At 64.1% G+C, this 14,146-nt stretch carries 11 protein-coding genes; 8 read left to right on the top strand and 3 right to left on the bottom strand.

Annotated elements, in window-relative coordinates:
- Positions 1 to 21: 21 nt before the first annotated feature.
- From HQ843_RS05240 to HQ843_RS05250, 3 genes are read right to left on the bottom strand one after another with little or no spacing between them, the layout of a single operon-like run.
- The gene (locus HQ843_RS05240) at positions 22 to 1,524 is read right to left on the bottom strand and encodes a glycerol-3-phosphate dehydrogenase (protein WP_180899513.1); all 1,503 of its coding nucleotides are present in this window, start codon (positions 1,522 to 1,524) and stop codon (positions 22 to 24) included.
- The gene (locus tag HQ843_RS05245) at positions 1,521 to 3,146 is read right to left on the bottom strand and encodes an FGGY-family carbohydrate kinase (protein WP_180899512.1); all 1,626 of its coding nucleotides are present in this window, start codon (positions 3,144 to 3,146) and stop codon (positions 1,521 to 1,523) included. Before HQ843_RS05245 ends, HQ843_RS05240 begins: the two co-directional genes overlap by 4 nt.
- A 14-nt stretch (positions 3,147 to 3,160) precedes the next feature.
- A complete protein-coding gene (locus HQ843_RS05250; protein WP_180899511.1) occupies positions 3,161 to 4,126 on the bottom strand; it encodes a sugar-binding transcriptional regulator in 966 nt (321 codons plus the stop codon).
- Between the two features lie 472 nt (positions 4,127 to 4,598).
- Between HQ843_RS05250 and HQ843_RS05255 the strand changes: the two genes are divergently transcribed.
- The 8 genes from HQ843_RS05255 to HQ843_RS05290 all read left to right on the top strand — a co-directional run bounded on the left by HQ843_RS05255 (position 4,599) and on the right by HQ843_RS05290 (position 14,108).
- On the top strand, positions 4,599 to 5,267 hold the full coding sequence (locus tag HQ843_RS05255; protein ID WP_180899510.1) for a DUF2291 family protein: 669 nt from the start codon (positions 4,599 to 4,601) through the stop codon (positions 5,265 to 5,267).
- Entirely contained in the window at positions 5,264 to 6,817 is a 1,554-nt protein-coding gene (locus HQ843_RS05260; protein WP_180899509.1) for a sugar ABC transporter ATP-binding protein, read from the top strand. Before HQ843_RS05255 ends, HQ843_RS05260 begins: the two co-directional genes overlap by 4 nt.
- A 22-nt stretch (positions 6,818 to 6,839) precedes the next feature.
- Positions 6,840 to 7,958, top strand: coding sequence for an ABC transporter permease (locus HQ843_RS05265; protein WP_246710286.1), 1,119 nt, complete (start codon positions 6,840 to 6,842; stop codon positions 7,956 to 7,958).
- 99 nt (positions 7,959 to 8,057) lie between these two features.
- Positions 8,058 to 8,987 carry a D-ribose ABC transporter substrate-binding protein gene (locus HQ843_RS05270; protein ID WP_180902310.1) on the top strand — a complete coding sequence of 310 codons (930 nt, stop codon included), beginning with the start codon at positions 8,058 to 8,060 and terminating at the stop codon, positions 8,985 to 8,987.
- A 220-nt stretch (positions 8,988 to 9,207) separates the two neighbouring features.
- The gene (locus HQ843_RS05275; RefSeq protein WP_180899507.1) at positions 9,208 to 10,056 is read left to right on the top strand and encodes a DeoR/GlpR family DNA-binding transcription regulator; all 849 of its coding nucleotides are present in this window, start codon (positions 9,208 to 9,210) and stop codon (positions 10,054 to 10,056) included.
- Between the two features lie 91 nt (positions 10,057 to 10,147).
- Positions 10,148 to 11,677 carry an FGGY-family carbohydrate kinase gene (locus tag HQ843_RS05280; protein ID WP_180899506.1) on the top strand — a complete coding sequence of 510 codons (1,530 nt, stop codon included), beginning with the start codon at positions 10,148 to 10,150 and terminating at the stop codon, positions 11,675 to 11,677.
- On the top strand, positions 11,674 to 12,450 hold the full coding sequence (locus HQ843_RS05285; RefSeq protein WP_180899505.1) for a DeoR/GlpR family DNA-binding transcription regulator: 777 nt from the start codon (positions 11,674 to 11,676) through the stop codon (positions 12,448 to 12,450). Before HQ843_RS05280 ends, HQ843_RS05285 begins: the two co-directional genes overlap by 4 nt.
- A complete protein-coding gene (locus tag HQ843_RS05290) occupies positions 12,447 to 14,108 on the top strand; it encodes a glycerol-3-phosphate dehydrogenase/oxidase (protein WP_180899504.1) in 1,662 nt (553 codons plus the stop codon). The genes HQ843_RS05285 and HQ843_RS05290 overlap by 4 nt, the downstream gene beginning before the upstream one ends.
- Positions 14,109 to 14,146 lie beyond the last annotated feature (38 nt).

Here is a 14,146-nt window from a genome sequence, read left to right on the forward strand (position 1 = left end):
CTTCCGGCCTTTCGTTGAAAATCACTTCAGTTCGGCGTCGAACCAGGCGATGAAAGCGGCCTGCTCGGCGTCGCTCAGATGCAGGCGGTGCTTGGTGCGCCGCCACAGCACGTCCTCGGCGGTGCGGGCCCATTCGTTTTCGGCAAGATAGCGGGCCTCGGCCTCGTAGAGATTGCCGCCGAAATGGCGGCCAAGCGCCGCAAGGCCGTCAGCCGATCCGACGATCTTTGCAATCGCCGTGCCATAAAGCCGGCCATAATGGCGGCGCAGTGCCGCCGGCATCCACGGATAATCGGTCTTCATCCTGTCGCGGAACGCCTCGTAATCGGCGTTTTCGATATCGCCGCCGGGCAGCGGCGCGCTGTCGGTCCAGTCGCCGCCCATGTCGGGGAAGAATTTCGTAAGCTTGTGCATGCCGCGCTCGGCAAGCTCGCGGAACGTGGTGATCTTGCCGCCGAACACATTGAGCATCGGCGCGCCGCCGGTCTCGTCGAGATCGAACACATAGTCGCGGGTCACGGCCGAAGGATTGCCCTTGCCGTCATCGAACAGCGGGCGAACGCCAGAGAAGGTTTCCTCGACATCATCGCGACGCAGTTTCTGCTTGAAATAGCGATTGACGACATCGAGCAGGTACTGGACCTCGCTTTCGTCGGCGCTGACCTCCTCGGCCCTGCCTTCATAGGCGATGTCGGTGGTGCCGATCAGCGCCTTGTTGCCCTCATAGGCATTGATGAAGATCACCCGCTTGTCGTGATTCTGGACCAGATAGCTGTGCGGCCCCTCCCAGAATTTCTCGGTGATGATATGGCTACCCTTGACGAGGCGGACATTGCGGCTGGAATTGGAGCCGGCAACGCGGCGCACCACGTCATTCACCCAGGGACCCGCCGCATTGACGAGAATTTTCGCCCGGAAGGTTCTGGCCTCACCGGTCATCATATCCTTCGTCTCGATGGTCCAGCCGCCATCCTCGCGCCGTGCGGAAAGACAGGGCGTGCGGGTCAGCACGGTTGCGCCCTTGCGGGCGGCATCGACCGCGTTCAGCACCACCAGCCGGGCATCATCCACCCAGCAATCCGAATACTCAAAACCACGGGTATATTTGTCGATGAGCGGCGCGCCGACAGGATCGCGCTTCAGATCGAGCACCCGTGTGCCGGGCAGCTTCTTGCGGCCGCCGAGATGGTCGTAGAGGAACAGGCCGAGCCGGACCAGCCAGGCCGGCCGGTCATCCGGCGAATGCGGCAGCACGAAGCGCAGCGGCCAGATGATGTGGGGCGCGTTGTTCATCAGCACTTCCCGCTCGATCAGCGCTTCGCGCACCAGCCGGAACTCGTAATATTCGAGATAGCGCAGGCCGCCATGGACCAGCTTGCCGGAGCGCGACGAGGTGCCCTCGGCAAGGTCGTCCTTTTCGCACAGCACCACCGAAAGGCCGCGGCCCGCAGCATCGCGGGCGATGCCTGCGCCGTTGATCCCGCCGCCAATCACAAACAGATCGATCATCCCGGCTTCGCTCATTTCGCATTCCTTTCATCGGCGGCGGCATCTGCCGCGCCCTCGCGTTCGGCGCGCCGATCCCGCGCCATCGCATTCCAGATCGGTTCCAGCGCGCGGCGGGCGGCGGCATAGGTCGGATAGCGCCGCGCATAAAGCGCCGTCGCCGCCGGGTCGGGGCGCTCGGCCTCGCCCAGAAGTGGCGTCACCCATTCGCCGATGCAGCGCTCCATGTCGGGATAGACGCCGATCGCGACCGCGGCCATCATCGCAGCGCCCGCGGCACCCGCTTCCTCGCGCCCGGAGACCCGGACCGGCGCACCGATCGCAGCCGACAATACGCCGCGCAGGCCCCGCGAACGGGCGGCCCCGCCGGTCAGGCGCAGTTCGCCCGGCATCTCGCCCATTTCGGCGTAGCAATCGCGCGCCGCCATCGCGAGGCCTTCGACCACGGCGCCGACGAGATCGGGGAACCGGTGCGCGGCGGAAAGGCCGATAAAGCCCGCCCGGGCATCGGCGTTGATGAACGGCCCGCGCTCGCCGGCCTCGGAAATATAGGGGTGATAGAGCAGCGAGCCCGCTTGCGCATGCGCCAGCCATTCGTCGATCTTCGACACCATGTCGCGATGGGAGACGTCGACGCCCATGTCTGCCAGCAGATCGCGGCCGACATCGAGCACCCAGTCGATGTTCAGCGTCGCCGCCATATTGGTCTGGACCTGGGTGACCATGTCGGGAACCGGCAGGGCGATCACATAGCCGGTATTGTCGTCGTTGAGCTTAACGCCCGAGGCGTGCACCGCGCGCATATGCACCCCGGTGGAACCGACGGTGGAGCAGGCGGTGCCGCTATCGCCGGTATAGACGCCGGCGCCAAGCGCGGTCATGACCATGTCGACAAAGCCGAGGCTGACCGGCGTTCCGGCCAGAAGCCCGGTCTCCTTGGCCGCTTCCGGGCTCAGCGGGTGCGTGGTCTTCGTGCCATCGACGATTTCGGGCAGAAGATGCCGGAAATCGCGAAGGCCAAGCGCCTCGATGACGGCATCGTCATAGGCGCGGTTGCGGAAATTGCCGAAGGTGAAGCTCGCCTCGGAGGGATCGGTCGCCCGCTCGCCGGTGAGATTGAGATAGAGCCAGTCCTTGCAATGCAGCGCTACCACGGCATTGGCCAGAAGCTCCGGCCTTGTGCGCGCCATATGCGCCATCTGGGCGCCCTGCTGACAGGTATTGAGGCCGGTGCCGGTCGCCTCGAACCGCGCGCGCTCACCGGGACCGCTGTTCAGGCGATCGACGGTCGACGCGGCACGGGCGTCGAGCCACAGCCAGGCGTCGCCGACCGGCCTGTTGTCGCTGCCGGCAAGCCAGGTGCCGTCGCCCTGCCCGGTGACGGCAATCGCGGCGGTGCGGGTGGCAAGCCGCTCGACCTTTTCGCCAAGTTGCCTGAGCGCTTGCGCGCAATCCAGCCAGGTTTCTTCCATCGACTGGGTCGCGGACCCGTCGTTTCCGGTGCGGTAGCGGTTCTTGACCGCCGCCTCCGCAAGCTGCCTGCCGGCAAGATCGAAGGCGACCGCCTTGATCACCGAGGTGCCGGCATCGATGCCGATGAGAATGTCGCCGCCGCGATCGGCATGTCCCTGATTGGCCATATCCGATGCCTCCCTTACCCGAACCTGCCGTCCGATAGCGCTGCGGCCGTCGCCTCGTCGGTGATCAGACCGCTGATCGTACCGCTGCGCAGCACGGCGGCGATCGCATTGAGTTTTTCCTCGCCGCCGGCGATCGCGACGATCCGGCGTTTGCCCAGCGCCCTGATATCGAGCGACACGGTGCGGGCCGAAAGCGATGTCTCCACAAGCTGACCGTCGCGGTCGAAAAAGTGGCCGAGCACCTCGCCCGCGCCGCCGCGTTCCTCAACCTCGCCGATCTCGGCGACATCGATCATGTGCGACGCGACCAGTTGAGCGCCCGGATTGGCGGTGCCGATGCCGACCAGCATCAGATCGGAACGGGCGGCCAGATCGATCACCTGCGACACGCCGCGCTGGGCGAGAAACACCTCGCGGTCGGCGGCGGTGTTGGCGAAGAACGGGATCGGCATCACATAGGCCGACGCGCCGGTCTTTTCAGCAAGCCGGTGGATGACGTCATGCGGATTGGCGGCGTAGTTGCGGGTAAGCCCGCCCATCAGCGAAACGAAACGTACGCCATTGGCCGAGATCCGCGGCAGCGCGGCAACCGCGCTCGACAACGTTCTGCCATGACCGACGCCGATCACTTCCGAGCGCTCGGATTCGATTTCCTGGCGGATGAAGCGCGCGCCGGCAATGCCGAGCGCCCTGAGCGGCATGCCGCGCTCGCCGAGATCGGGCACGACCTCGCAATGCGCCAGGCCGAATTCTTCCGAGAGCCGCGTTTCAAGCGCGACGCATTCGGCGACATCGCCGTCGATCGACACCTTCACCGCCCCGCTCTGATTGGCCCAGGCGATCAGCCGATGGGCCTTGACGGTGGAAATGTCCAGACGCGTTGCGACCTCGGCCTGCGTCAGCCCGCCGCCGTAATGAAGCCACGCGGCGCGCAGCGCCAGACTCTCGTCAAAATCGCGCCGTCGACCCGCTCGCGCCATGCTTTCTCCCTTTTCTGTAATTTTTTATGTTTATGGCAATTTATTTCATCAGTACGGCGATCTGTCAATGAAGCAAGCCCTTTGTGCCCGTCGTCCTGCCCTGTCGCGCCGGCATTGGAACATTGACAAATAGCCGCCGGAATATCATAGGCTACATGGGCTTTATCCGGCTTCGGTTCGCCACCCGACAAGCTGGTCACGATCAGAGTGATTGACAGCCAAGTTTAATTATAACATAGTTTGCCGAATAGATAACACAGCGATAACATGAATTGTTATCTGTGGCCGCCGGGATCGCCGGCCAATGCCGATGCAGCGGGAGGACGTTGCGGAGGGAGGCCACCAGGGAGGATCGTCGTGATACAAACATTGCCATCGCTGTACCGCGCCCGCCCTCCGGCGCCGCTCTCCGGCTGCAGGTCCTTCCGCGCGCGTCCATTTCCAAAGTCCAGGTTCTGAAGGTCATCGCTTCATGAGTGCACAAACGACATCTCAATCTTCTGGCCATTCCGCCCGGCCGCGCGGCTCGAAACTGCCGATGATCATCGGTTCGCTCGCGATCGTGGTGGTCATTGCCGCGATGGCCCTCGACACCAAGGTGGTCCTTATCGGCACGGCCGAGCACGTGACGGAAGACGGGTTTTCGGCGGAGACCTTCGGCGCCGAGAATTTCCCCGAGGTTCAGAAAAGCGTCGAGGACCGGGCCGTGGATGCGGCAACGCTTGCAAGCGATATTGCCGCTGACAAGGGCGCCGCGATCGAAAAATACGGCGTCAAGGCCGGGATCGGCGCGGTCATGCCCGTCAGCTTCACCGGCGTTGCGGGCGAGGCCAAGGGCGGCATCTACCCCGTCACCGTGGACGGCGTGCCCGACGACATCACCATCCGGGTCCAGACCGGCCCGGCCATCAACGGCACCGACCTGCGCGATGCCACCGGCACGATCGCCTTCGGCCAGTTCAAGAACCAGATCGAATATCAGGATGCCGGTTCCGCGCTCAACAACGAGATGAAGAAGGCGGTGCTCGCCGATATCGACACCGCTTCCCTTTCCGGCAAGACGATCACCGTCACCGGCGTCTTCAAGCTGATCAATCCGAAGAACTGGCTGGTCACCCCGGTGGAGATGAGCGTAAAATGACCACGACCTCCGACACCACCTCTCCTGGTCAGCGCAGCAAGGCCGAAATCGTCCTCGCCGCCCGCAACATCGCCAAGTCCTACGGCAATATCCATGCCCTGAAGGGCGTCAATTTCGACGTCCACTACGGCAGCGTCACCACGCTTTTCGGTGAAAACGGCGCCGGAAAATCGACGCTGATGAAGGTTCTGTCCGGCATCGTGCGCCCCACCTCCGGCGAGATCATTCTTGACGGTGCGCCGGTGAGCTTCACCTCGGCAGCCGATGCGGCCTCAAATGGCATTTCGATCATTCACCAGGAATTGAGCCTCGCGCCCAATATGAGCGTGCGCGACAATATCTTCATGGGCCGCGAGATCCGGTCCGCGACCGGCGTGGATTTCGCCGAGGAAGAGCGGCAGACCCGCAGACTGATGGAGGAGCTGGAGGAAGACATCGACCCGCTGACGCCGGTCGAGGATTTGCGTCTCGGCCAGCAGCAGATCGTCGAGATCGCCCGGGCGCTCTCGGTCAATTCCCGCATCCTGATCATGGACGAGCCGACCTCGGCGCTCAGCGCCTCGGAGGTCGAGGTGCTGTTCAAGGTGATCGCGGACCTGAAAAGCCGGGGCGTCTCGATCGTCTACATTTCGCACCACCTGGAAGAAGCGCTGCAGATCACCGACCATGCCGTGGTTCTGCGCGACGGCGCCATGACCGCGTTCGGCGAGCGCAAGGACATCGATCTCGAATGGATCGTGCGCAACATGGTCGGCGACAATTTCGACCTCGGCTCGCCACCGACCGGTTACGAGTTCGGCGCGGCGCTGCTGTCGCTGCGCGGCCTCTGCGTCGAGGATGCCTCGGGCACCGGTCGGCTTGCCGTCGATCATCTGTCGCTCGACCTGCGCGCCGGCGAGATCGTCTGCATCTACGGGCTGATGGGCGCCGGACGCACCGAAATGCTGGAATGCGTCGCAGGCCGCAGCCGCAGCGTCGGCGGCGAAATCCTTCTCCACGGCGAGGACGTGTCGGGTCTCAGCATTGCCGAGCGGATCGAGGCCGGGCTGGTGCTGGTACCGGAAGACCGGCAGCGCGACGGGCTGGTGCAGACCATGACGGTCGGCCGCAATCTCTCGCTCGCCTCGATCCCGTCCTTCACCCGCCGGATCTTCACCTCCGGCAAGGCTGAGCGCAACATCATCGAGGGCGCGATCGACGATGTCCATATCAAGACCGATGGCGGCGGCGCGCCGATCGGGTCGCTTTCGGGCGGCAACCAGCAGAAGGTCGTGATCGGCAAGATGCTCGCAACCCATCCCGGCGTGATGCTGCTCGACGAACCGTCCCGCGGCATCGATATCGGCGCCAAGGCGGAGGTCTTCCGGCTTCTCGGCGAGCGCGCCGAGCGCGGGCTTGCGGTGCTGTATTCCACCTCGGAAGTCGGCGAGTGCTTCAGCGTCGCCCATCGCATCATCGTCATGGCGCGCGGGCAGATCGTCGCCGAGTTCGATCCGTCGGTATCCAAAGAGGAAATCATGGCCGCATCCGGCGAAGCCGTGGCCGCGTGATTTCAGCAAGCAATTTCGGAGCATGTCAATGACCGACACACGTCAAGTTCAAAAATCCTCCCGCTCCGGCCGGCGCAACGGCTTCAGCCTCGGACGCCTTTTGCTGGAAGGCCGCGCCTTCTTCGCGCTGATCGCGATCATCGTCGTGTTCTCGCTGCTGTCGCCGGTGTATCTTTCCACCAACAACTTCCTGATCATGTCGTCGCATGTGGCCATTTTCGGCCTGCTGGCGATCGGCATGCTGCTGGTGATCCTGACCGGCGGCATCGATCTTTCGGTCGGCTCGACGCTCGGGCTTGCGGGCTGCGTTGCCGGCTTCCTGATGCAGGGCGTCCAGCTCGACATGTTCGGCGTCGTGCTGTTTCCGCCGGTCTGGGTGGTGGTGATCCTCACCTGCGCCGTCGGCGCGCTGATCGGCGTCATCAACGGCGTGCTGATTGCCTTCTTCAAGGTGCCGGCCTTCGTGGCGACGCTTGGCCTGCTCTATGTCGCGCGCGGCGCGGCCCTGCTGATGACCAACGGGCTGACCTACAACAATCTCGGCGGCAAGCCGGAACTCGGCAATACCGGTTTCGACTGGCTCGGCTTCAACCGGCTGTTCAACGTGCCGATCGGGGTGCTGGTGCTGGCCGTCGTCGCCATCATCTGCAGTATCCTGCTCACCCGCACCGCCTTCGGTCGCTGGGTCTATTCGACCGGCGGCAATGCCCGCGCGGCGGAGCTTTCGGGTGTGCCGGTCAAGCGCGTGACGGTGATGGTCTATGTGCTTTCCGGCATCTGCGCCGCGATCGCCGGCCTTGTTCTGTCCTCGCAGCTGACCTCGGCCGGCCCGACCGCCGGCACCACCTACGAGCTGACCGCGATCGCCGCCGTCGTGATCGGCGGCGCGGCGCTCACCGGCGGGCGCGGCAATGTCCGCGGCACGCTGCTCGGCGCCTTCGTCATCGGCTTCCTGTCCGACGGTCTCGTGATCATCGGCGTATCGTCCTACTGGCAGACCGTGTTCACCGGCGCCGTCATCATTCTCGCGGTGCTGCTGAACAGCATCCAGTACGGCCGCCGTGCAAAGGCGAAGCCGTCCGAGCCGGACGCCGGCAACAATACCCCTTCCGCCGCGGGGGCCAAGACCACAACGGCTTGATACAGCGCGGAAACCCCGCCGGGCGACCGGCAAATGAGAAGCATGAATCCATTCAACCAAGGGAGAGAGAATATCATGATCAACAAGAGACATTTTCTGATGACCATGGCAGCCGCCATCATCGCCGTTCCGTTCGGCGCGGGCGCGGCAATGGCCGACGGTCTGATCTCGATCATCGTCAACGACCCGTCCAACCCCTATTGGTACACGGAAGGCGAAGTGGCGAAGGCGGAAGCCGAAAGCCTCGGCTATTCGGCAAATGTTGCCGCCCACAAGGGTGACACCAACACCGAAAGCAACCTGATCGACACCGCCATCACCAACAAGGCCGTCGCGATCATTCTCGATCCGGCCAATGCCGACGGCTCGGTCGGCGCGGTGCGCAAGGCCGTCAATGCCGGCATTCCGGTGTTCCTGGTCAATGCCGAAATCAACCAGGAAGGCCTCGCCAAATCGCAGCTGGTCTCCAACAACGCCCAGGGCGCGGCCCTTGGCGCCATGCAGTGGGTGGAAGATGTCGGCGACACCGGCAATTACGTCGAACTGTTCGGCGCGCCGTCCGACAACAACGCCCAGACCCGCTCCAACGGTTATGAAACCGTGCTGAGCCAGTATCCGGATCTGGTCAAGGTCGGCCAGGACGTGGCCAACTGGGACCGTACCCAGGGCTATAACAAGATGCAGAGCCTGCTTCAGGCCCATCCCGACATCATCGGCGTCATCAGCGGCAATGACGAGATGGCGCTTGGCGCGGTTGCAGCACTCAAGGAAGCCGGTCGTTTGAAAGACGTGAAGGTCGGCGGCTTTGACGGCTCTCCGGATGCCGTCGACGCGATCAAGGCCGGCGAACTGGAATACACCGTGCTCCAGCCGGTCGCGATCTTCTCCAAGGAAGCCGTCAAGCAGGCGGATTCGTTCATCAAGACCGGCAGCACCGGCGTCGATGCCGAAAAGCAGCTGTTCGATTGCCTGCTGATCACCAAGGACAATGTCGGCGACTATACCGGCCCGTTCGTGCTGGCACAGTAAGGACGATGATGGAAGGGGCGCTCAAGGGCGCCCCTTCGATTGTTGAACAACCCCTCCGGGAGTGACCCTCGGGCTTGACCCGAGCATGACGCTGAGGGGCTGGGGACATTGGCAATCGTCCGACAGCGGCCGGCCGGCATATTTGCATTCACTCTCGCGCCGCCGCTGCCTATAAGGATTTCCTTCAGCCGCAGGAATGATGCCGCCTACAGGAACGAGAATGACGCGCCAGAACAACGATGCCATGGACCATCTGATGTCGGAGGAGATGCCCTCCGATTCCAGGCAGGCCCGCCAACTCGCCCGCCGCCAGCTGATCACCGAAACCGTGATGCTGGAAGGGCCGATGCGGATCGAGGACCTGACCGAGCGTTTCGGCATCAGCCTGATGACGGCCCATCGCGACCTCGACGACCTGGTGAGCCGCGGCCTGCTGCGCAAGAACCGCGGCACGGTGTCGGCAGCGCCGACAAGCCTGATCGAAGCAAGCGACGTCTATCGCTCCAGCCGCCAGTCCCCCGAGAAAGCCGCGATCGCGGCGGCGGCCGCGGGCTTCATCGAGCCGGGCCAGGCGATCTTCCTGGATGATTCCACCACCGTTCTGCACATGGTGCCGCATCTGCAGGCCCATGCGCCGCTGACGGTGATCACCAATTCGCTGACGATGATGAACGAGCTGCGCGGCGTGCGCGACATCACGCTGCTGGCGCTTGGCGGCGAGTTCCGCAACTGGTGCAACGCGTTTCTCGGGCGCATGACCACCAACGAAATCGCCAATCTGCGCGCCGATACCGTGTTCCTGTCGATGGCGGCGATCACCGACGACATGGTGTTTCACCAGTCCTCCGAGATGATCGATGCCAAGCGCGCCATGCTGGACGCCGCGTCACGGCGGATATTGCTGGCCGACCACACCAAGTTCGAGCGCCGCGCGCTCCACAGCCTTGCCGCCCTTTCCGATTTCGACATCGTCATCGTCGATGCCGACACGCCGCCCGCCCATATCAAGCGGATGCATGCCAAGGGCATCAACGTCGTCATCGCGCCCCGCAAGCCGGCAAACAGATGAAATGATATAATTGACTTCATGTAACGCTATTTGATATTAACTTATCAGATTATATCGTTAACTTTGGCCGGTACGGCCATCGGAGCGCTGCATGCCGAGCCTTCTTGGAATCGATAACGGACTGACGGTCACCAAGGCCGTGCTGTTCGACATGGACGGCACGGTGCTTGCCGTCGCCCGAAGACGCGTCCCGCAATCAATGCCCGAGGCGCGCTTTGTGGAGCGCGACATGGACGGGCTGTGGCGCGCCACCGCCGAGGCGATTGCCGAGGCCGTTTCGCTCAGCGGCCGCCCGGCCTCCGATATCGCCGCCGTCGCCGCCACCGCCCATGGCGACGGGCTCTATTTGCTCGATCAAGACGGCAAGCCGCTCGGCCCCGGCATTCTCTCGCTCGACAGTCGCGCCGGCGACATCATCGCGGACTGGGAGAGAGACGGCGTCGCCGACAGGGCGCTTTCGCTCACCGGACAGACGCCGCATCTCTCCGCCCCGTCGGCGCTGCTTGCCTGGATCAGCCGCCATCAGCCGGAACGCTATCACCGGATCGGCGCGGTTCTCGGCTGCAAGGACTGGCTGACATTCTGCCTGACCGGCCATGTCGGCACCGACCGCACCGAGGCCAGCACCGCCTTCACCGATGTCCAAACCCAGGACTATTCGCTTGCCGCGGCCGAACTCTACGGCCTTGAGCGGATTTTCGACAGGCTTGCGCCGAGCGCCCATTCCGCCGCCGTCATCGGCCATGTCAGCGATGAGGCCGCGCGGGCAACCGGCCTTGCCGCCGGAACGCCGGTGGCCGCCGGCCTGCACGATGTGACGGCGTCCGCTTTGGGCATTGGCGCGCACAAAAGCGGCGTCATGGGCGTCGTTGCCGGGACCTATTCGATCAACGAGATCGTCACCGACAAACCGCTCACCGATCCGCGCTGGTTCTGCCGCAACGCCATCGAACCCGGCCAGTGGAACGCGATGTCGATTTCGCCGGCGTCGGCGGCGAATTACGACTGGTTCCTCGACACGCTCTGCCAGGGCGATCACGACAAGGCGAATGACGGCGGGCCGCCGATCCATCAGGCCGTAGCCTCCGAGATCGACGCGGCGATCGCGCGTCCCTCCAGCCTGCTGTTTCATCCCTATCTGTTCGGATCGCCCCATGGCGGCGCGAGCAGCGGCTCCTTCGTCGGGCTTCATGGCTGGCATGAGCGCGGCGACATGCTGAAGGCGGTTCTCGAGGGCATCGCCTTCAACCATCGCGAACATGTCGATGCGCTCGGCGACGGCTTTTCCTATAACCAGGTGCGGCTGACCGGCGGCGTGTCGCGCAATTCATCGTTTGCGCAGATGTTCGCCGATATCCTCGATCGCCCCGTCACCGTGACCGCCACCGAGGAGGCCGCCGCATGGGGGGCCGCCCTTTGCGCAGGTGCCGCCGTCGGCCTTTATGCAGGCCCGACCGACGACCCGCGCGATCTCGACGCCATCAGCCGGACATTCCGGCCGGATGCCAAAAGGGCAGCGGCCTATGATCGCCGCTTCGCCGTCTACCGGCGGATATCGGAAGCGCTGAAGCCGCACTGGCAAGCGCTGGAAGCACTCGGCGACAGGGAGCGCGGACAATGATCAAGGCCGACAACCGGCGCGAGGAAATCGCGGATTACGTCATCGCCCATGGCCAGGTGCGCATCGACAGGCTGGTCGAGCATTTCGGCGTGTCGCGCATGACCATCCACCGCCATATCGACCAACTCGCGGCCAAGGGCGTTCTGCGCAAGCTTCACGGCGCGGTCAGCGCCCAGCCCTCCGGGATCTATGAAAGCCTCCACCGCTACCGCGCAACCGTGGCGACCGCCGAAAAGCAGGCGTTGGCCAAGGCGGCGCTTCACCATATCGAACCCGGCCAGGTGATCTTTCTGGACGATTCCACCACCGCCGGCGCGATCGCGCCGTTCCTCAACGATATCGACCCGCTGACCGTGATCTCCAACAGCGTGGCGGTCGCCAACGAGCTGGTCGATGCCGACGTGGTCGATTTCATCTGCCTCGGCGGCCAGTATCACCGCACCTACAACGCCTATATCGATCATATCTGCCTGCGCGCGATCGAGGCCTTGCGGGCCGATCTCTTGATCTGCTCGGCATCGGCGATCGAGGGCACGACCGCCTTCATCCAGGACCAGCAGGTCGCGCGCGTCAAGCAGACCATGGTCGCCTCCGCCGGCAAATCCATCCTGCTTGCCGACCACACCAAGTTCGGCAAGGTCGCCCTTCATGTGTTCGACGATCTCACCGCCTTCGACACCGTGATCGTGACCGACGGCCTCGATCCGGCTGAAGCCGAGCGGCTTCGCGCGGCAGGGGTCAACCTCCAGATCGTGAAAGGTCCATCCCGATGAGCGAAGACACCGCTTTCGACGTGGTCATCATCGGCGCGGGCGTCAACGGCGCCGGCCTTTTCCGAGACCTCTCGCTTCAGGGCGTCAACTGCCTGATCACCGAGAAGTCCGATTTCGGCTCCGGCACCAGCGCCGCGCCCTCGCGGCTGATCCATGGCGGGCTGAAATATCTCGAGACCGGCGAGTTCGGCCTCGTCGCCCAGTCGACGCTGGAGCGCAACCTGCTGCTGCTGAACGCGCCTCACTGCGTCGAGCCGCTGCCGACCATGATCCCGATCTTCTCCTGGACCAAGGGGATCTGGGCGGCGATCCGAACGCTGTTCGGCTCCACCAGCGCGCCGCGCAGCCGGGGCGCGATTTTGGTCAAGATCGGGCTCGCGCTCTATGATTTCTACGGCGCCCGCAACCGGGTGATGCCGCGCCACAAGCTCGTCGGCCGAAAGCGGGCGCTGCGCGACATGCCGGGGCTGACCGAGGCGATCGTCGCCGCCGGCACCTATTACGATGCCCGCATCACCCAGCCCGAACGGCTGGTGATGGAACTGATAAAGGACGGGCTTGCCGCCAATCCCGGCTCGGCGGCGTACAACGCGACCACCATCCGGGAGGCCGATGCGGAGCGGATCGTGTTCGAGACCGAGGCCGGCGAGACCTTCGCCGTCAAACCCGGCCTGGTGGTCAATGCCGCCGGTCCCTGGATCGATCACGTCAACGCCATGCTGGGCATGCAAACAAAGCTGATCGGCGGCACCAAGGGCTCCCATGTGCTGCTGCGCAACGACGAACTGGTGCGGCGGCTTGCCGGGCGGATGATCTATTTCGAGGCCGATGACGGGCGCATCTGTCTGGTCTACGAATATCTCGGCCTCGCCCTTGCCGGCTCCACCGATATTCCCGCCGACAATCCGGACGCGGTGCGGTGCGAGGATGACGAGATCGGCTATTTCATCGCCAGCCTCAAGGCGCTGCTTCCGGGCCTCGAAATCGGCGAGGAGCAGATCGTCTACGCCTATAGCGGCATCCGCCCGCTCCCGGCCTCCAATGCCGATATTCCGGGGCTGATCAGCCGCGATCATTCCGCCCCGGTTCTGGAAGCCGACGATGCCCGGCACTTCGCGATCATTCCCCTCATTGGCGGAAAATGGACGACGTTCCGGGGTTTTGCCGAAGAAGTGGCCGACGCCATCCTCAAGCGCCTCGGTCGGAACCGGCGTGTTTCGACGGAAAAAAGCGCGATCGGCGGCGGCAGGGATTTCCCCGTCGATAAGGCGGCACGGCAGAACTGGATTAGGGATGTGGCGCGCGAAACCGGGCTTTCAAAAAATCGGATCGATGAATTGCTGTCGCGCTACGGCACCACGGCACGCGCCATCGCCGCGCATGAGGCGGGCTTTGCAAGCGACGAACGCCTGCCGCAGGCAAGCGGCTATTCGGCGGCCGAGATCGACTGGATCGCGCGCAACGAATTCGTCGTCCACCTCGCCGATATCGTGATGCGACGCACCACGCTCGCCATCACCGGACGGCTGCAGACAGGCGATATCGAGCGCATTGCCGATCTGGCCGGTGGCGCGCTCGGCTGGAGCGATGAGACCCGCGCGCGCGAAGTCGCGGCGGTGGAGGAACATCTGAGGTCGGTGAACCGGGTTCGGTTTTGATTTGACGACTTTGCAGCCACCAATCTCCCCCCTTTGAG

Source organism: Martelella sp. NC20, assembly GCF_013459645.1.
Taxonomy (GTDB): domain Bacteria; phylum Pseudomonadota; class Alphaproteobacteria; order Rhizobiales; family Rhizobiaceae; genus Martelella.